Below are 18934 nucleotides of genomic sequence, written 5' to 3' on the forward strand. Positions count from 1 at the left end.
CACTGCCTCGGCGCTGCTCCGGTCGTACGCGATGTATAACGACCCCACCCCCGCCAACATTCCGCCGATCATGGCCCCGAGCATGTTGATCAAGCTCAAAAACCTCGCATTCGGGATGCGTTACGCCCACACCTCAGATCACTCCCCCCGCCCCGACCCGCCGGCCCACGCGGACCAGGAGACGGTCACCAACAAGGTGCCCAAATGACACAACTGAGCATTATGTCGGTTCTGTCGCCATCGCCCGAAGCAACAAGATCACTACAACCTTTGCGTCGACGTAAAATTCGTTGATCTCTATTGCCGCGAGGTCCCGCCGACTGGTACTCAATGGAGGCCAGTGATCAACAAACGGCCGGGAGGGTCGCGATGATCGTTGCTGCCCTCGATCCGATCCGCCGTGCCCGCAAGCTGATCATCCGCACGACAGCGGCACCCCAACCGTCCACCAGGGAGTGTTGCCGAGGACCCCCTGAACAGCGGCGTCTACACAGGGGCTGATGGCTGTGCTCACCTGTCGCTATCTGGGAGGCACGGGAGCATCCGGAATCTGGTAGTGCCACTGGTCAGCTTCGCGGACCGGGCACCGCCACGTGGATTCCACGAGAAGGACCTACCGGTAGTGGTGCGGAGCAGGGTTCTCCGCGCCAGACGATGGCCGGCCCGCAAGCCGACCACGGAAGGCGATGCCAGATGACAATCAGTGAAAGCTCCGGCCTGTCCCGGCGAATGTTGCTCAGGTCGACGGCGGCAGCGGGTGCGGCAGCCGCGGCGGCAACCGTGATCCACCCCGACGTCGCTTCGGCACAACCCCTGGCCGCCCAGCCCACCGACGTGTTCGCCGCCACGAAGGCCGCCGCGATTCCGACGCCCGAGCAGTACTTCGGATTCCGGATCGGATCCGAGGGCAAGCTCGCGACCTGGGACAAGATGGTCCCCTACTTCCAACTCATCGCCGAACAGAGCAACCGGGTCACGTACGAGGAGGTCGGCAAGACCACCGACGACAACCCGTACGTGCTACTGACGATCAGCTCTCCCAAGAACCTGAACAACCTGGACAGGCTGATCGAAATCAACGATCGACTGGCCGACCCGCGCGGGCTGTCGCCGACGGAGGCGGAGGAACTGGCCCGGACCGGCAAGCCCTTCTACTTCGTACAGGCCGGCATCCACTCCAACGAGGTCGGCAACTCGCAGGCGACCATCGAGTGGGCGCACCGCCTCGCCACCGAGCAGTCCGAGTACGTCAACAAGATCCTCGACAACCTGGTCATCCTGCTGGTGCCGGCCCAGAACCCGGACGGGCTGGTGCTGATCAACGATTACTTCGTCAAGACCGCAGGCACCAACTACGCGCGGACGTACCCGGATCTGTACCAGAAGTACACCGGGCACGACGACAACCGTGACTGGTTCATGCTCTCCCAGGTCGAGAGCAACTTGAACATCTCCCTTCTGAACAAGTACCACCCGCAGGTGTTCCAGGACTCGCACCAGGCTGGCACGAACGCGCCCCGCATGTTCACCCCGCCCTACCTGTCGCCGTACGACCCGAACATCGACGCGATCACGGTGCAGCAGACCGACGCGCTCGGCATGGCGATGCAGCGGGGCATGACCGCCGCCGGCATGAAGGGCGTCGGCTGGGGCATGACGTACGACTACTGGACCCCGTCGCGCCAGTACTGCGTCTACCACAACTCGGTACGCATCCTGACCGAGGCGGCGAGCTGTTCGAACCTGGCCTACCCGCAGGTCGGCAACGGTCCGCTCGGCAGCCAGGAGTCGTCGATCAGCTTCATCGAGCCGTACGACCAGAACACGTGGACGCTGCGGCAGATCGTCGACATCGTCTCGCAGGCGTTCTACTCGGGCATCGAGGCGGTCGCGTACGACAACTACAACTGGCTCTACAACTTCTACCGGGTCGGGGTGAAGGCGATCACCCGGACGAGTCCCCGCGCCTACGTCATCCCGGCCGGTCAGCGGGACCCGCAGGCGGTGCGCGACGCTCTCGACATCCTGTTCAAGGGCGCCGTCGAGATCCACCAGGCGCAGTCCGCGTTCAGCGCCGGCGGCCAGCAGTACCCGGCCGGGTCGTACGTGATCTACCTGAACCAGCCGTACGGTGGCTTCGCGAAGACGTTGCTGGAGGTGCAGGAGTACCCGCACCTGTTGCAGTACCCGGGCGGACCGCCGCAGCGCCCGTACGACGTGACCGCGCAGACCCTGCCGATGCTGCTCGGTTTCAAGGCGAACCTGGTCACCGGCTCGTTCTCGGTCACCACCAAACTGCTCACCGAGATCAAGCCGCCAGCGGTGACGATGCCAGCCGCGCCCCCGAGCACCGGCGCGTACGTCATCGGCCCCGAGTCGTACGGCGTCTTCCAGATCGTGTCCCGGTTGCAGAAGCAGGGCATCCCCACCTTCCGCGCGGCGGCGCAGTTCGTCGACGCCGGACGGACCTTCCCGGCGGGCACGTTCGTCGTCCCGCCGACCGACGCGGCCCGGCAGATCCTGCAGAACCAGTCCCGGAACACCGGCATCCCGATCTCCGCCATCTCGGTGGTGCCACGCGTGGCCGGCGCCCAGCTCAAGCCTCGCACCAGGATCGGGCTGCTGAAGCCGGCCAACAACATCCAGTCCGGTTGGTTGATGTGGATGTTCGACCAGTACGAGGTGACCTACTCCGTCGTGAAGGCGCAGGACTACAAGAACCTGTCCGGCCGGTTCGACGCCATCGTCATGCCCGAGGGCGTCAGTAAGAGTTCCATCACCAACGGGTTGAACCGGAACAACTACCCGGAGGAGTGGAGCTGGGCGTTCGGGGTCGGCGAGGACGGCTGGAGCAAGCTGCGGGACTTCGTCACCGCCGGCGGCACGCTGGTCGCGTACGGCAGCGGGGCGAACACCGCACAGCAGCTCTTCGAACTGCCGCTGCGGTCGATCCTGCCGAGCGACTCGTCGGTCTTCTACTGCCCCGGCGCGCTGCTCAGCCAGGACATCGACACCTTGGACCCGGTTGCCTGGGGCATGGACCCGCACCACCCGGCCTGGTTCGACGGTGACCGCGCGTACCAACTCACCGATCCGAACAAGTACCCGGTACACGTCGTCTCGAAGTACCCGGACAGCGGGGAGCAGTTGCAGAGCGGCTGGCTGATCGGCGGCGAGTATCTGAACGGGGCGGTGAACGGCCTCTCCTGGACGGTCGGCAGCGGCTCGGTGGTCACCTTCGCGAGCGAGATCGCGTTCCGTACCTGGAACCGGGGCGAAGAGAAAATGATCTTCAACGCGATGTACCACGGGCCGTCGCAGAAGCTCACCCCGGAGCAGTTCGAGCGCCTGGGGCGGTAACACCCCCGCAACCGGGTGGGGCGGGGCCGAACATCGGCCCCGCCCTGCCCTCCGAAAACCGACTAAACCGATCTGTGAAGGAGGTTGGGGTGCACCCCGACGACGGAGACCGGACCGGGAGCGGGGCCCCGGCGGCCACCTCCGCCATGGTCGAGCTGCGCGGCGTACGCAAGGCGTTCGGCGACCTGGATGTCCTCAAGGGGGTGGACCTGACCGTTGGCCGGGGCGAGGTGGTGGCCATCGTCGGCCCTTCCGGCGGCGGCAAGAGCACCCTGCTGCGCTGCGTCAACCTGCTCGAACCCGTCACCGCCGGGCAGGTCTTCCTGGAGTCGGAGGACCTCACCGCGCCCGGAGTCGACCTCAATCGGGTACGTCGCCGGATCGGCATGGTCTTCCAGCAGTTCAACCTGTTCCCGCACCTGACCGCCCTCGACAACCTCACGCTGGCGCCCCGGAAGTTGTTGCGTACGCCCCGAGCCGAAGCCGAGGCGCGTGCTCGTACGCTGCTCGACCGGGTTGGGCTCGCGGACAAGGCCGGGGCGCACCCCCGGCAGCTCTCCGGCGGTCAGCAGCAACGGGTCGCCATCGCCCGGGCCCTGATGATGGACCCGCACGTGATGCTCTTCGACGAGGTGACCTCGGCCCTGGACCCGGAACTGGTCAGCGAGGTCCTCGACGTGATGCGCGACCTCGCCCGGTCCGGGATGACGATGCTCTGCGTCACCCACGAGATGGGCTTCGCCCGTGAACTCGGCGACCGTCTGGTGTTCGTGGACGGCGGCGTCATCGCCGAGCAGGGGCGGCCACCCGACGTGCTGGACCACCCCGAGCACGAACGTACCCGTCAGTTTCTCCGCAAGGTCTTGAGATAGCCCACCGCTGGTGGGCAGGAGGAGTTCACGATGAAATCACGTATTGGCCTGGTTCTGCTCGCCGTCGCCCTGGCTCTCACCACCGGCTGCGGTGCCTCCGGTGACGGCGAGACCGACGACGCTCCCGCCGGCACAGCCGTCGACGTCGGTGCACCGTTGCCGGGCAACGTCAAGGACAAGGGCAAGCTGGCGGTCGGCGTCAAGTGCGACTACCCGCCCTTCGGATACATCGACGAGGCGGCCAAGAACGCCGGCTTCGAGATCGACGTGGCGCGCAAACTCGCCAGTTACGCCTTCGGCGACGCCGACAACGTGGAGCTGACCTGCGTCACCGGAGCCAACCGGGTCTCGTTCCTCACCACCAACCGGATCGACCTGATCATCGCGACGATGAACTACACGAAGGAACGCGCGGAGACCATCGACTTCACCACGCCGTACTTCTCCAGCGGGGTGAAGCTGCTGGTGCCGAAGGACTCCCCGATCACCTCGTTCCCCGACCTCGCCGGCAAGTCGGTGATCAGCACCAACGGTGCCACCGCCAGCCTCTGGTTGACCCAGTGCATGAAGGACGTCAAGCAGGTGCTCTTCGGCCAGACGAGCGAAGCACTCACCGCGCTCAAGCAGGAGCGCGCCGACGCGCTGGCCCAGGACGACACGCTGCTGCTCGACCTGGCGGCGAAGAACCCGGACCTGAAGGTGGTCGGGGAGGGCAAGGCCGGCAGCCCGTGGGGAATGGGCGTACGCAAGGGCGACACCGCCATGCTCGAATGGGTCAACGCGGCGATCAAGAAGCTGCAGACCGACGAGTTCTTCTGGACCGAGTTCCAGAAGACCGTCACCGACCCCAATCTCCAGCAGCAGTTCGCGAAGTTCGTTCCGCGCCCCGGCAACGACCTGAGCTACCCGACCGGATCCACCCTGGTCTGCTGACAAAATGACGAGCGCCGATGGCTACCACTTCGACCCCGGCTTTCTCGTCGACCATCTCGGCGAGTTGGGCGGCGGTCTGCTCCGTACGGTCGAGATCAGCGTCATCGGCATGGCCGGGGCCCTCGTGGTCGGCGCGCTGCTCGGCGCGGTCTCCGCGTTCCGGGTCCCGGTCGCGCACCAGCTCGTCCGGGCGTACGTGGAGGTGTTCCGCAACACCCCGCTGCTGGTGCAGATCTTCTTCCTCTACTTCGCGCTGCCCGAGATCGGGCTACGGCTCGACGCCTTCACCGTCGGCTGGCTCGCCCTGCTGCTCTGGGGCGGGGCGTACAACGTGGAGAACTTCCGGGCCGGCTTCGAGGCGGTCGAGAACGGGTACGTCGAGGCCTGCCGGGCCCTCGGCTTCTCCCGTACGGCCGCCTTCCGGCAGGTCGCGTTTCCGCTCGGTTGGCGGATCGCGCTGCCGTCGGTCACCAACACCCAGATATCGGTCTTCAAGAACTCGTCATTCATGATCGCGATCAGTTTTCCGGAGCTGACCGAGACGGCGGTCAACATCGTCGCCGTCTCGTTCCGGGTCTTCGAGATGTTCCTCGCCATCGGCGTCGTCTACCTGGGACTGGTGTGGCTCATGTCGTGGGGCACCAGGGCCGTCGAACGCCACTTCGCCATTCCGGGAGGACACTGATGCCGGCCTGGGTACCGCCGGTCGCGACCTACCTCGCCACCGGCCTACAAACGACCGCGTTGCTCGCCGCGATCAGCATCGGGGCGAGCATCGCGATCGGCGTGCTGCTCGGCACGCTGCTGACCCTGCCGAGCCGGCTGGTACGGGCCGTGATCCGGGCGTACGTCGAAGTGTGGCGCGGGCTGCCGATCATCATCATCCTGTTCTTCATCTTCTTCGTCCTGCCGATCATCGGCCTGACGGTGGAGACCTTCACCGCCGCCGCGATCGGGTTGAGCCTCTGGGGCAGCGCCAACGTGGCGGAGGTGGTGCGTGGGGCGGTGCAGTCGGTGCCCCGGGGCCAGACCGAGGCGGCAGCCGCACTGGGACTGCCCTGGCCGGCCCGGATGCGGTACGTCATCCTGCCCCAGGCCACCCGACGCGCCCTGCCGCCGCTCATCGGCCTCGTCGTCAACCTCACCCAGCAGACCTCGCTGGCGGCGGTGATCGGCCTGCTCGACATCCTCGAAGCGGCCCAGCGGTCGATCGAACGGCTCACCCTCACCGGTGGGGACACCCACGCGGTCCCCATCCTCGGTGGCGTGCTCGTGGTCTTCTTCGTCATCTGTCTGCCGCTCACCATGCTGTCCCGGTGGCTGGAGCGCCGGCTCCGTTGACCGGCCCCGTCCCGCACGACACGCCCGTTTCTGTCGTACGGCGGGCGCAGGATGGCGTGCATGACTGTGACTGGACGCCTGGAACTCGTCGCACTCGACGCGCCAGACATCGCGAAGCTCGCCTCGTTCTACGCCGCGCTGACCGGTTGGGAGGTGGCCCGTCAGGAGGTCGACTGGATCACGATGCGGACCGGGGACGGCCAGGAGATCGCGTTCCAGCACGCTCCCGACCATGTCGCACCCCGCTGGCCCGGTCAGGAACTGCCGCAGCAGTTCCACCTCGACCTGCTGGTCGACGGGCACGAGGCGGCTGCCGAGCGGGCTGTCAGCCTCGGGGCCACCCGGCTGGCCGCCGGCCCGAACTGGATCACCCTGGCCGACCCGGCCGGTCACCCCTTCGACCTGTGCCAGCGGGACGGCGTCGGCCCGGAGACCGGGCTGTACGCGGTGACGATCGACGCGCCCGACGCGTCCGCGCTGGCCCGCTTCTACGCCGACCTGCTGGGGATGGAGGTCACCTACGACGGCCCCGAGGGGGCACTCGTCGCCGGCGACGGCAAGAGCGTGATGTTCCAAACGGTGGCCGACTACACGTCGCCGCGGTGGCCGGATCCGGCGTACCCGCAGCAGGCACACCTCGACATCGTCGTCGACGATCTCGACGCGGGCGAGGCACGGGCACGTGAGCTGGGTGCGGCCCGGCTCGACGGCGGCGGCGAACGGTTCCGGGTCTTCGCCGACCCGGCTGGGCACCCGTTCTGCCTCACCGCCTAGAGCGGCGGGATCGCGGTACTGCCGTCGCTGCTCGGTGGACGCGGCGGCGTGCTGGATGGCGAGTTGGTCACGTTGGACCGACGGGGCGCGCCGAGCTTCTCGACGTTGCAGCGCGGCGCCTGGAACGGAACCGACCACCGTTCGCCGCACCGGTACCGACGGCCGAGGCGAAGAACGCCCACTGGGTCGAACCGTCACTCGTCGGCGAGGTGGTCTACCGGACGGTCACGCCGGACGGGCGGCTGCGGCACGCGGCCTGGCGTGGCCTGCGGCCGGATCGGAACCCGGACGAGGTCAGCCGCCCGAGGACGTCCACCTGAACCGCGCCGCAGATGACGTTCACCCAACTGGTGGATGCGGGTGTGATGCGAAACAGATTCGCCTGACCGGCGATAAGGATGGGAGCGGGGTCACCCTCTAGAGATGGGGCGGACATGCGCAGGCTCACCACCGTCGTAGGCACCGCAGGATCAGTCCTGATACTGGCACTGGGCGCGAGCGCTCCCCTCTATGCCCAGGATCGGGCAAGGTCCGGCTTCGGAGTCGGTGCGCCCGCGGGCGACGACGGTGGGCACGCGCCGGAAGAGCCACCTCCCCCTCAACTCCCGGCGGATTTCCGGGGGACCGGCCGGTACATCGTTCGTGACCTCGGCATAGACGTCCCGTTCAGCTGGCAGGGGCGGGACGGCGACAGTCAGATGGTTGCCGGAGGGCCTGAGCACCCGATCTGGTTCACCAATCTGATCTATCACGACACGCTCTACACGCTCACCTACAAGTGGCCGAACATCCCCCTCAATCCGCCGCGCCCTTGCAGCAAGATCCCGGGTGTCTTCACTCGTGAGATCTTGAACGAGAAACTGAAGACCGCCCGCTTCGTAGGGCCGGAGATCCTGCAGGGGAAGAAGGACCGGTACGTCGACCATTGGCGCGTGGGTGTTGTCGGGGGCTCCACCACACCGGGAGAGGAATTCCGGTTCCCCATCGCGCTCGGCGACATCTACGTTGCCCAGGGGGATCCGAGCACGTGGACGCAGGTGCTGCAGTTCGGCTTCCAGAATCTCTTCGACCCGGAGCTGGACGAGTGGTTCACGTTGACGTCGTTCAGTCACCTGCCGGGAGAGGTCACGCTTCCCCCACGGTGCCCGCCCCCGACGCCGCCGGACCAGACGTGACGAACGTGGTGCCGTCGCACTGACGTGGATCTTGCCGAGCTTGTCCGGTCGACCCTCCGGAGCCGGTCGTGTCGGGTCGGACTGTCAGAAACGCGCCTCGCGGAGGCGATTGCTCTCCGTCCACATTGAAGCCCTGCCGGGCCCGCGTCGTCGGCCGCCGTGGGGCCGGCGCGGTGCGCCCGCGCGGATTCACCGTACGGGGAGATACACGCAGGCCACTCCCTCGCACGAGGTGCTCGTACAACCTTCGACGAGGTCGATGAGGCCGTTCGCGGGACAGGCTCAGTCATCCGTACGAGTGGTAACCCACCGTACGGATGACTACTTTCGGCCCACTATCTGCCCGAATGCTGCCCGCCAAGATGTCTTGATCAGCAACGATGATCCACTCACCATGATCGAGGTCGTCGCGGCGCACTCATCGATCATTGGGTAGCGCTCCCACGCGACTGGTGGCACCGGACATCCCGGCGCCGCCCATCGGTGCTCCGGGTTCCCGGGCACCGAGAAAGTGGGGAGGAAGAATGTCAGCACGACAATCGCATCGGGGCGGGGGCCGGTTCATACTCCGGTCCTCGGTCGCCATCCTGGCGGCCGTCGCCCTCGGTGCAACGGCGCAGCCCGCGCTCGCGGCACCCGCCGCGCCCAGCGCCACGGTGGAAGCCGGCGTGTTCAAGGAAATCAGCAGCAAGGGCAGCACCACGTTCATGGTGTTCCTGCGCGAGCAGGCCAAACTGGACGGCACGGCGAGGATGCGCGACGCCGACGCCAAGGCCGCCGAGGTGCACCGGCAGCTCACCGGCACCGCCGCCCGAACCCAGGCCGGACTCCGCGCCGAACTGGACGCGAAGAAGGCGACGTACACCCCGTACTGGATCGCCAACGCCCTCCGGGTGGTGGGTGACAAGACCCTGGTCGACTCGATCGCCGCCCGTCCCGAGGTGGCCCGGATCGAACCGGTGAAGTTCTACCCTCTGATCACGCCGACGCCCAGCAAGACGACTGCCAAGGCGAACCCAGCCGGGGTCGAGTGGGGACTGACCAACATCGGGGCACCCCGGGTCTGGTCCGAGTACGACGACCGTGGCGAGGGCATCGTCATCGCCAACATCGACACCGGGGTTCAGTACGACCACCCGGCGCTGGTCGGCAAGTACCGCGGCAACAAGGGTGACGGCACCTTCGACCACAACTACAACTGGTTCGACCCGGCGAACGTCTGCGGCGGCACCACGCCCTGCGACAACTCCGGCCACGGCACCCACACGATGGGCACCATGGTCGGCGACGACGGCAACGGCAACCAGACCGGTGTCGCTCCCGGCGCCAAGTGGATCGCCGCCAAGGGCTGTGAGAGCAACAGCTGCTCCGACGCCTCCCTGCTCGCATCCGGCCAGTGGATGCTCGCGCCGACCGACGTCAACGGCCAGAACCCCCGGCCCGACCTGCGTCCGGACATCGTGAACAACTCCTGGGGCGGTGGCAGCGGCGAGTCGTGGTACGAGCAGACCATCACCGCCTGGCGTGCGGCCGGAATCTTCCCGGCCTTCGCGTCCGGCAACACCCTCGGCGGGGCACCCTGCGGCTCGGCCAGCTCGCCCGGTGACAACGTTCCCGCGTACGCCGTGGGGGCGTACGACGTCAACAACGTCATCGGCGACTTCTCCAACCGTGGACCGACGGTCGACGGCCGTACCAAGCCGGAGATCGCGGCACCGGGCGTCAGCATCCGCTCCAGCATCCCGGGCAACGGGTACGACAGCTGGGACGGCACCTCGATGGCGACGCCGCACCTCTCCGGCGCGGTCGCGCTGATCTGGTCGGCCGCGACAAGCCTGCGTGGTGACATCAGCGCCACCGAGGCACTGCTCGCCCAGACAGCCACCGACACCGAGGCACTCGACTGCGGTGGCACCGCCGCCAACAACAACATCTTCGGCGAGGGCCGGCTCAACGCGTACCAGGCGGTCACCGCCGCTCCGCGCGGACCGGTCGGCCAGGTCACGGGTACGGTCACCAACAGCGACACCGGCGCCGGCGTGACCGGCGTGACCATCGCCGCCGGGGCGCGGAGCGTCACCACCGGCGCCGACGGCACCTACTCGCTGACCTTGTCGGTCGGCGAACAGACCCTGACCTTCAGCGCCTACGGCTACGCCACCCAGACCGTCACCCTGACGGTCGCCGAGGGTGGATCGGTCACGAAGAACATCTCCCTCGTCGAAACCCCGCCGGTGACCGTCACCGGCAAGGTCACCGACGGCTCCGGCCACGGCTGGCCGCTCTACGCCTCGGTCGAGGTCGCCGGTCGGCCGGGCGCACCGATCTTCACCGACCCCACCACCGGCGCGTACTCCTTCACCGTGCCGGGCAACAGCAGCTACAGGTTGACCACCACCGCCCGCTCCTCGGGCTACCAGAAGGTCACCACCGAGCTGAACCTCGGAACCGCCGCGACAACCGCGAACATCGCGGTGCCGGTCGAGCAGGCATGCACCGCCGCGGGTTACTCGGCCAGCCTGAGTGCACCGCTGCTGTCGCAGAGCTTCGACGGCAACACCGCACCCGAGGGCTGGTCGGTGAAGAGCCGCACCGACGGCGGTAGCTGGTCGTTCAAGAACGAGGGCGACCGGAACAACCTGACCGGCGGCAGCGGCAACTTCGCCGTCATCGACAGCGACTACGCCGGCCGTGAGGCCATCCAGGACAGTGACCTGGTGACGCCTCCGATCGACCTGACCGGCATGAGCGGACCGCAACTGAGGTTCAAGGCCGACCGATACTCGATCGGTGGGGACAACACCTTCGACATCGAGGTCAGCAGCGACGGCGGCGAGAACTGGACCAACGTCTGGCACAGCAACAACAGCCAGCGTGGCCCGGCCGCCGAGGAGGTGCTGCTCACCCCGGTCGCCGACAAGGCCAACGTCCTGATCCGGTTCCGGTACCGCGCCGCCTACGGCTGGTGGTGGCAGGTCGACGACGTTCAGGTGATCAACCGAAGCTGCAACCCGATCCCGGGTGGCCTGGTCACCGGCTTCACCACCGACGTCAACACCGGTACGGCGGTCAACGACGTCACCGTGAGCAGCGTGGACCAGCCGCAGGACAAGGGCGTCTCGACGGCAACGCCGGACGACCCGAACCTCCCCGACGGGTTCTACCGGTTCTTCTCCGGGCTGACCGGCGCACACTCGTTCAGCGCGAGCAAGTCGCCGTACCCGGCGCAGGCGAAGACCGTCAATGTGACGGCGAACGGTGTCAAGAAGGCGGACTTCGCACTGAAGGCCGGTCGGCTGACCGTGGACTCGACCAACGTCGAGTCGCACCAGCCGTACGGCAGCACCCGCACCACCACGGTAACGGTCAAGAACACCGGTACCGCGCCGGCAAACGTCGAACTGCTGGAGCGGTCGGGCGATGTCGAACCGCTCTCGCTACCGGGTGCGGCGTTGACCGAACGGCAGATGAAGGGTCTGTCGACGGCGATGACGGTGACCCCGTACCCCGGCGCCACCGGTGGTCCGGCCGCAGCCGGTCCGACGGCCGAGGGGGCGTGGAACCGGATCGCCGACATGCCGTCGGAGATCTTCGACAACGCCGCCGCGACCGTGGACGGCAAGGTCTACTCGTTCGGCGGTGCGAACGGCACCGGCAACGAGCGGAAGGCATGGGTCTACCAGCCGGAGACGAACACCTGGAGTAACCTGCCGGCCCTGCCGACCGGGCGGGCGAAGCCCTCGGCCGTCGCGGTCGACGGCAAGGTCTACCTCATCGGTGGCTGGGCCAACGGCGGCACCCCGGTCGCCTCGGTCGACGTCTACGACCCGGTGGCCAACGCCTGGAGCACGGTGGTCGGCGCGACCAACCCCGCGCCGCGTGCGGCGGCCGGCACGGCCGTGGTCGGCGGCAAGGTCTACCTGATCGGTGGCTGCGCCGACGGCAACTGCGCGGCGTCGGACGACGTGGTCGTCTTCGACCCGTCGACGGGCGGGTTCAGCCGTGGCGCGAAGTACCCGCACACGGTGGCGTGGATGTCCTGTGGCGGCATCGGCGGCAGCGCGTACTGCGCGGGCGGTTCGAGCGGTGGCACCTCGTTCAAGGACGCCTTCTCGTACGACCCGAAGGGCGACTCCTGGTCCGCTCTGCCGGAGATGCCGATCGACCTGTGGGGCTCGCAGTTCGCCACCGCGGGTGGTCTGCTGGTGATCGCGGGTGGGGTGACCGGCAACTCGTCCGGTCTCACCAACCGGACGCTGGCCTACGACCCGGCCGGGCGGGCCTGGGAGGATCTGCCGAACGTCGGGTTCCCGGTCTACCGGGGTGCGCTGGCCTGCGGTGCGTACAAGCTGGGCGGCTCGCCGAACCCGGGCGCGGCCAGCAAGCAGGCCGAAAAGCTCGGTGGGCTCGACGGGTGTGAGGCGGGCGACGCGCCCTGGCTCGCCACGACGCCGGGCACGTTCACGCTGGCTCCCGGCGCCTCCAAGAAGGTGACGCTGACCCTGACCGCCACCGCGGCGACGGGGATCGACCAGCCGGGCGCGTACCACACGGACCTGGTCCTGCGCTCGGACACCCCGTACGCGGTGCCGGCGGTCAACGTGGAGCTGAACGTGTCCGCGCCGAACAGCTGGGGCAAGATCCAGGGTACGGTCACCGGCCTGAGCTGCGACGGGGAGCGTGTCCCGGTCAAGGCGACGGTACGGCTGAACCTCGCCGACGGCGGCTACACCCTGACCGCGGATGGCCAGGGGCATTACGCCTACTGGCTGCCGAGGGGCAAGTACCAGGTGATCGTCGCCAAGGACGGCTGGGTCCCCGAGGTCGTCAAGCAGCAGATCCAGCCCGGCTTCGTGTCGACGCTGGACGTCACCCTTGATCCGGTCACGGCCTGCGACGCGCGCGTGGGCGGGATCTGATCTTCCGCTGATACCGGTGGCCGCCGACCCGCACGGGTCGGCGGCCACCGCCGTTTCCGGAGCCGCCCTCACCCAGGTCAGCCCGGTTGCCCCGCTCACATTGCAACTGCATTGCCAAACGGGTACGGTACAAGCAATACAGTCGTATTGGAACCTGGGGAGGGTCACCGATGCTCGTGATCGAGTTGTCCGAGACGACCGCCGGCATGGTCGACCTGGTCGGCGGCAAGGCGGCCGGCCTGGGGGAACTGATCCGCTGCGGTGAACAGGTGCCGCCGGGGTTCTGCGTCACCACCGAGGCACACCGGCTGGGCGTGATCCCCCGCGACGAGATCCTCGACGCGTACGAGCGGCTCGGCGCCGGTCCGGTGGCCGTACGGTCCAGTGCAACCACGGAGGATCTGCCGGACGCGAGTTTCGCCGGACAGCAGGAGACCTTCCTGAACGTCACCGGTGCCGCCGACCTGATCGCCGCGATCGCCGAATGCTGGGACTCGCTGCACAGCGACCGCACGGCCGCCTACCGCGACGCGCACGGCATCACCGCCGAGACCGCGCACATGGCCGTCGTCGTACAACGGATGGTCGCTCCGGAGGTGGCCGGGGTGATGTTCACCGCGAACCCGCTGACGGGCTGCCGTGCCGAGATGATGGTCGACGCCGCACCGGGTCTGGGCACGGCCGTGGTCGACGGCGCCAGCGTCGTGGACCACTACCTGCTCGACGGTTCGACGCAGGGCGACACGGGCTGCCTCAACCCGACCCAACTGGCCCGGCTGCGGGCGGTGGGCGAACGGCTCCAGGACCACTTCGGCTCGCCGCAGGACGTGGAATGGGCGGTCGACGCGCAGGACACCCTCTGGCTGCTGCAGTCACGCCCGATCACCACGCTCTTCCCCCTGCCACCGACGACCGACCGGCCCCTCCCCCGCGTCTACCTCGAATTCGGCCATGTGCAGGGAATGCGGCAACCGGTCACCCCGATGGGCATGTCCAGCCTGCGCGAGATCATCGTGGCGATGACCGCCTCGATCGGACTCCGGGTCGACATCGTCGACATCGGTGGACGCCTCTACGGCGACCTGAGCGACCTGGCCCGGAGCAGGTCAGCCCGGAGACGTCTGGTCAAACTCATGGCGGTCGACTTCGGACCACGGGCGCAGGAGGCGATGCGGCACGTCCTGGACGACCCACGGTTCGCTCCAGGACAGGCTCCGCCGGCACGCGCGGGTGGGGCGACGGCGCCATCGCTGCGGACCGCCGGGCGCGCGGTGGTCGGCGTCGTACGGGCACTGGCCCGCCCGGACGCCGCGCGGCTGCGGGTGTTCGACGCGATCGCGCAACTACGGGACCGCTCCGCCGCGCCGGAAGGGCTGCGGAGCACCGCCGAACGACTGCGGTTCGTGCAGGCACAGGAGTCGGCCGAGAGCCTCGACGAGATCGTCTGGCCGATCGTGGCCGGCATGCTCGCAGCCGCGCTTCCGGAGCACCTGTTGCGGGGCGTCGCCGAACCTGGCGAGATCCACACGGTGCTGGGCGGGATGCCGTACAACGTCACCATCGAGATGGACCTGGCCCTGTGGCGCCTCGCCCAGGCTGCCGGCGAGCACCGTCAACTGCTGCTCGACACCGCACCCGACACGCTGGCCGCGCGCTATGCCGACGGCACGCTACCCGACATCGGGCTCGCGACCTTCCTCGGCTCCTACGGCCACCGTGGCGCCGCCGAGGTCGACCTCGGCGTACCGCGCTGGGCGGAGGACCCGGCCCCGGTCTTCGCCGCCATCGCCAACTACCTGCGGGTGACCGACCCGCGGCAGGCACCCGACCTGAGATTCGCCCGCGCCGCCGCGACAGCCGAGGCGACCCTCGACTCACTCGTCGCACGGGCCCGCCGCCGGCGGCCGGTACGGGGCCGGCTCGCCGGTTTCCTGCTATGCCGGGCGCGGGAGCTCGCGGGCCTACGGGAGGCGGGCAAGTTCGCCGGCCTGTACCGGCTGCGGGAGATGAGGCGGCAGCTACTGCTCATCGGCGCCGACCTGACCGACGCCGGACTGCTCGCGCAGCCGGGCGACATCATGTTCCTGACCCTGGACGAGGTGCACGGGGTCGTGCACGAGGGCACCGAGCACCACGCGACGATCGTCGCCCGCAGGGCGGTGTACCGGCGGGAGCTACGCCGCGCGACGGTACCGGTGGCGGTGCTCTCCGACGGCACCGACGTGGAGTCCGTCCTGCGGGTGGCGGCCCCGGCCGGGGACGGCGTCCTCAGGGGCGTGGGGGCGGCGGCGGGGCGGGCGACCGGCCCCGCCCGGGTCATCCACGACCCGGCCACCGCCCACATCGAACCCGGCGAGATCCTGGTCACGGCGACCACCGACCCCGGCTGGACTCCGCTGTTCCTCACCGCCGCCGGGCTGGTCACCGAGACCGGCGCGATCATGGCCCACGGCCCGACGGTCGCCCGCGAGTACGGCATCCCGGCGGTCATCTGCGTTCCGGACGCCACCCGCAGGATCTCCACCGGACAGACCGTCACCGTGGACGCCGCCACCGGCACCGTCATCCTCGGCTGACCGGTGGCACCGGTCCGGCCGGCGCGCCACCGACACCCGAACAGAGTCCCTTCCCCCACTGTGAGGACGACGATGAACGACCCGACCGGACGTACCGGCTCGATGCTGCGGCGCGCCCTGGCGACCGAGGGTGCGATGTGGCGCAGCCTGTACGTGTGGATGCGCCACCGGCCCCTCCCCCTCACCCCGGGCGACGAACCCTACGGCTACCTCGGGGTGGTCAAGCCGATCCTCGGAGTCTTCATCGGTCTCTCGGTCGTCGAGATCCCGATCTTCGACCTGATCGTCACGCACGTGGTGCCGTGGCAGCCGGCCCGCTGGATCGTACTGGTGCTCGGCGTCTGGGGTGTGCTCTGGATGATCGGCCTCTTCGCCAGCATGAAGCTCAACCCGCACGTCGTCAGCGACGCCGGTGTCCGGGTACGGATGGGTGCGGGCATCGACTTCACCATCGCGTGGGAACGGATCGACACGGTGGGCAAGGTCTACCGCTCCCTGCCCTCCGGCAAGTCGGTGCAGGTCGAAGAGGTGGGTGAGCGCAGGGTGTTGCAGATCGTCGTCGGCAGCCAGACCAGCGTCGACATACGGTTGCGCCAGCCGACGACCTTCGAACTGCCGAAGGGCCGGACCGACCTGGTCGACGAGGTGCGTCTCTACGCCGACGACCCCGACGGCTTCTTCCAGCAGGCGCGCACCCGGTTGGCGACCGCCACCGGGGCGCGCGGACAGACACGGACCGCCGGCACGCCGCTCGAACGCGCCGACCGGGGCGGATCGACCACCTGACGATCCACGCGGCACCGCGCCCTATACCGTCTGGTGGGCCCCCACCGGGAGCGAGAACGCGGATCAGCAGCACGTATCGATACCACCGCACTACGAAAGCGTCGATGCCATGCCGAAAAAGGTCGACCGCCAGGAGCGACGTACGCTCATCGCCGACGCGTTGATGCGGGTCGCCGCGGACCAGGGCCTGGAGGCGGTCAGCCTGCGCCACGTCGCGGCGGCGGCCGGCGTATCGTCGGGCATGGTGCAGCACTACTTCCGCACCAAGGACGAGATGATGGCGTTCGCGCTGGACGTGGTCCGCGACCGCAACCAGGTCCGGGTCACCGAGGCGCTCGCGCGGCTGGGCGAGCGACCCCCGCCGAGACTGCTGCTACGCACGATGATCGCCACCCTGCTCCCGCTCGACGAGCACACCCGCGCCGACGGACGGGTGGCGCTGGCCTTCCTCGCCTACACCGCGGTACGACCGACGGCCGCCTCCGCCCTGCGCGAGGAGACCGCGCAACTGGTCGGCTTCATCGCCGGCCTCCTTCCCAGTCGGAACCCCGACGCCGACGCGGCCGGTCTGCTCGCACTGATGGAGGGACTGGGGGTCTACCTGCTCGGCGGCCAGTACACGGCCGACCAGGCACTGGGCGCGTTGGACGCCCAACTCGACCTGCTCTTCGGCTCGCCCGCGCGGCCCTGACCGTCGACCCCCTACACTGCGCGCCGTGGGTGATCTCATCGGCACGACCGCGACGGCGGCGGGTGTGTTCACCGGAACGAACGTCGACGACATCATCGTGCTGACCGTGCTGTTTCTCTCCGCGAGAGCGACCGGCAGGCCCCGCCCCTGGCAGATCTGGGTCGGCCAGTACGCCGGAATCGGCCTCCTCGTCGCCGTCTCCGCCGTGGCCGCCCTCGGCCTGACGATCGTGCCGGACCGGTGGGTCGGCCTGCTCGGTCTGGTGCCCTTCGCACTCGGCCTCCGGGGCCTGGTCGCGGCGGTCCGGTCCGGCGACGACGCTCCGCCGCCGGCGGTGGCGGTGGCGACCGGAGTGGTGGCGGTCGCCGGAGTGACCATCGCCAACGGCGCAGACAACCTCTCCGTCTACACTCCGGTCTTCCGTACGCTGGGCGTGACGGGAAGTCTGGTCACCGTGGCGGTCTTCGCCCTCGGCGTGGCGCTCTGGTGTCTCGCCGCCTCGTGGCTGGGTTCTCACCGGAGGGTCGTCGAGGTCGTGGAACGGTTCGGGCACTGGATCGTGCCAGGTGTGTTCCTGCTCATCGGCGCGATGATCGTCGTCGAGTCCGGCGTCCTCACCCACCTGGCCGGCGGATAGCCCGTCCGCGCCCGCGCCTCAGTGCGGCAGCGGGCCGACTCGCAGGGTGATCCGTGTCCAGGCACCGAGTCGGATCTGGTCCCCGTCGCGCAGCGGCACCGGGGTCTCCGGCTCGATCGGCGCGACGCTGTCGTTGACGTACGTGCGATTCGCCGAGCGCAGGTCCACCACCGCCCAGGACCCGTCCGGTTGCCCGACCAACAACGCGTGCAGGTGTGAGACCGCCGGATCCTCTGGAGGTCCGGCCAGGTCGATCTCGGGGTAGATGCCCCGCGACCGGCTGCGACGACCGATCACCACCTGTGCCGACCCGAGTGGGAACCGACGCTCCGGACAGAACCTCGGAAACGCGATCTCGGGATCGACGCCGTGTTCCGACTCGATCCGGTCGAAGTACGTCCGGTCGGCGGCGACGACCACGTGCCACGCCCCGTCCACCCCACCGTGCCCGTGGGGCACCTCGACGGCCTCCGCTGCCGGTCGGGGCGACCGTACCGGGGCAGGTTGGCCGGCCGACGGCAGGTCAGGGGCCGACGGCGGCGGGTCCAGAGCCACGGGCGGAGGCCCACCGGGGCTCACCGCACCCGCATTCGCCTCGACTGGTGGGGCCGAGTCGGTCGCCGTCCGGACCGGCACCGCGAACGCGTCGAAGCCGCACCGCTCGCAGAACCGTCCGACCATCGGGTTGCCACAGTCCGGGCACACCGACGGGCCGGTACGCGGCACTGGCTCGTGGCCCTCTCCCTCGGCCCTCACCACCCGGGGTCGCGCCGCGCCGGCTGGGGTTCCCCCGGTGATGGCCGCACCACACACGTCGCAGTAGTCGTCGAGATCGGACTCGTGGCCTCGGGAGCAGAGCGGCATGACGCC

Annotated in this window: 15 protein-coding genes; 14 read left to right on the forward strand and 1 reads right to left on the reverse strand. The window is 68.8% G+C overall.

Annotated elements, in window-relative coordinates:
* The 14 genes from ACIBF5_RS31855 to ACIBF5_RS31920 all read left to right on the forward strand — a co-directional run.
* Positions 1-208, forward strand: a 208-nt coding sequence (locus ACIBF5_RS31855; protein ID WP_396816600.1) for a hypothetical protein, incomplete at its 5' end; no start/stop codon positions are given.
* A 485-nt stretch (positions 209-693) separates the two neighbouring features.
* Positions 694-3360, forward strand: a complete 2667-nt coding sequence (locus ACIBF5_RS31860; protein WP_396816601.1) for a M14 metallopeptidase family protein — start codon at positions 694-696, stop codon at positions 3358-3360.
* 146 nt (positions 3361-3506) lie between these two features.
* Positions 3507-4232, forward strand: a complete 726-nt coding sequence (locus ACIBF5_RS31865; protein WP_396816619.1) for an amino acid ABC transporter ATP-binding protein — start codon at positions 3507-3509, stop codon at positions 4230-4232.
* A gap of 30 nt (positions 4233-4262) precedes the next feature.
* Positions 4263-5165 carry a transporter substrate-binding domain-containing protein gene (locus ACIBF5_RS31870; RefSeq protein ID WP_396816602.1) on the forward strand — a complete coding sequence of 301 codons (903 nt, stop codon included), beginning with the start codon at positions 4263-4265 and terminating at the stop codon, positions 5163-5165.
* Between the two features lie 4 nt (positions 5166-5169).
* A complete protein-coding gene (locus ACIBF5_RS31875; RefSeq protein ID WP_396816603.1) occupies positions 5170-5850 on the forward strand; it encodes an amino acid ABC transporter permease in 681 nt (226 codons plus the stop codon).
* Positions 5850-6506 carry an amino acid ABC transporter permease gene (locus ACIBF5_RS31880; RefSeq protein WP_396816604.1) on the forward strand — a complete coding sequence of 219 codons (657 nt, stop codon included), beginning with the start codon at positions 5850-5852 and terminating at the stop codon, positions 6504-6506. Before ACIBF5_RS31875 ends, ACIBF5_RS31880 begins: the two co-directional genes overlap by 1 nt.
* Before the next feature lie 60 nt (positions 6507-6566).
* Complete coding sequence (locus ACIBF5_RS31885) at positions 6567-7280, forward strand: VOC family protein (protein ID WP_396816605.1); 714 nt, start codon at positions 6567-6569, stop codon at positions 7278-7280.
* 119 nt (positions 7281-7399) lie between these two features.
* Positions 7400-7600: a hypothetical protein gene (locus ACIBF5_RS31890; RefSeq protein WP_396816620.1), complete on the forward strand. Its 201-nt coding sequence runs from the start codon at positions 7400-7402 to the stop codon at positions 7598-7600.
* A 114-nt stretch (positions 7601-7714) separates the two neighbouring features.
* Positions 7715-8455: a hypothetical protein gene (locus ACIBF5_RS31895; protein WP_396816606.1), complete on the forward strand. Its 741-nt coding sequence runs from the start codon at positions 7715-7717 to the stop codon at positions 8453-8455.
* 524 nt (positions 8456-8979) lie between these two features.
* Positions 8980-13374, forward strand: coding sequence for a S8 family serine peptidase (locus tag ACIBF5_RS31900; protein WP_396816607.1), 4395 nt, complete (start codon positions 8980-8982; stop codon positions 13372-13374).
* Positions 13375-13544: 170 nt separating this feature from the next.
* Positions 13545-15950 carry a PEP/pyruvate-binding domain-containing protein gene (locus tag ACIBF5_RS31905; protein ID WP_396816608.1) on the forward strand — a complete coding sequence of 802 codons (2406 nt, stop codon included), beginning with the start codon at positions 13545-13547 and terminating at the stop codon, positions 15948-15950.
* Between the two features lie 72 nt (positions 15951-16022).
* Complete coding sequence (locus ACIBF5_RS31910; RefSeq protein ID WP_396816609.1) at positions 16023-16736, forward strand: hypothetical protein; 714 nt, start codon at positions 16023-16025, stop codon at positions 16734-16736.
* Between the two features lie 109 nt (positions 16737-16845).
* Positions 16846-17427 (forward strand): TetR/AcrR family transcriptional regulator, encoded by a 582-nt coding sequence (locus ACIBF5_RS31915; protein ID WP_396816610.1) that lies wholly within the window; start codon positions 16846-16848, stop codon positions 17425-17427.
* 25 nt (positions 17428-17452) lie between these two features.
* The gene (locus ACIBF5_RS31920; RefSeq protein WP_396816611.1) at positions 17453-18064 is read left to right on the forward strand and encodes a cadmium resistance transporter; all 612 of its coding nucleotides are present in this window, start codon (positions 17453-17455) and stop codon (positions 18062-18064) included.
* 18 nt (positions 18065-18082) lie between these two features.
* On the opposite strand, the gene ACIBF5_RS31925 is transcribed toward ACIBF5_RS31920, so the two are convergent.
* Entirely contained in the window at positions 18083-18928 is an 846-nt protein-coding gene (locus ACIBF5_RS31925) for an FHA domain-containing protein (RefSeq protein ID WP_396816612.1), read from the reverse strand.
* Between the last annotated feature and the right edge of the window lie 6 nt (positions 18929-18934).

Source organism: Micromonospora sp. NPDC050417 (assembly GCF_044458865.1).
Classification (GTDB): Bacteria; Actinomycetota; Actinomycetes; order Mycobacteriales; family Micromonosporaceae; genus Micromonospora_G.

Bases quoted from the DNA above. Each gene is read 5' to 3' on its own strand.
- ACIBF5_RS31875 (WP_396816603.1), top strand. From the start codon at position 5,170: ATGACGAGCGCCGATGGCTACCACTTCGACCCCGGCTTTCTCGTCGAC.
- ACIBF5_RS31870 (WP_396816602.1), top strand. From the start codon at position 4,263: ATGAAATCACGTATTGGCCTGGTTCTGCTCGCCGTCGCCCTGGCTCTC.
- ACIBF5_RS31865 (WP_396816619.1), top strand. From the start codon at position 3,507: ATGGTCGAGCTGCGCGGCGTACGCAAGGCGTTCGGCGACCTGGATGTC.
- ACIBF5_RS31925 (WP_396816612.1), bottom strand. From the start codon at position 18,928: ATGCCGCTCTGCTCCCGAGGCCACGAGTCCGATCTCGACGACTACTGC.
- ACIBF5_RS31915 (WP_396816610.1), top strand. From the start codon at position 16,846: ATGCCGAAAAAGGTCGACCGCCAGGAGCGACGTACGCTCATCGCCGAC.
- ACIBF5_RS31905 (WP_396816608.1), top strand. From the start codon at position 13,545: ATGCTCGTGATCGAGTTGTCCGAGACGACCGCCGGCATGGTCGACCTG.
- ACIBF5_RS31880 (WP_396816604.1), top strand. From the start codon at position 5,850: ATGCCGGCCTGGGTACCGCCGGTCGCGACCTACCTCGCCACCGGCCTA.
- ACIBF5_RS31895 (WP_396816606.1), top strand. From the start codon at position 7,715: ATGCGCAGGCTCACCACCGTCGTAGGCACCGCAGGATCAGTCCTGATA.
- ACIBF5_RS31860 (WP_396816601.1), top strand. From the start codon at position 694: ATGACAATCAGTGAAAGCTCCGGCCTGTCCCGGCGAATGTTGCTCAGG.
- ACIBF5_RS31885 (WP_396816605.1), top strand. From the start codon at position 6,567: ATGACTGTGACTGGACGCCTGGAACTCGTCGCACTCGACGCGCCAGAC.
- ACIBF5_RS31910 (WP_396816609.1), top strand. From the start codon at position 16,023: ATGAACGACCCGACCGGACGTACCGGCTCGATGCTGCGGCGCGCCCTG.
- ACIBF5_RS31900 (WP_396816607.1), top strand. From the start codon at position 8,980: ATGTCAGCACGACAATCGCATCGGGGCGGGGGCCGGTTCATACTCCGG.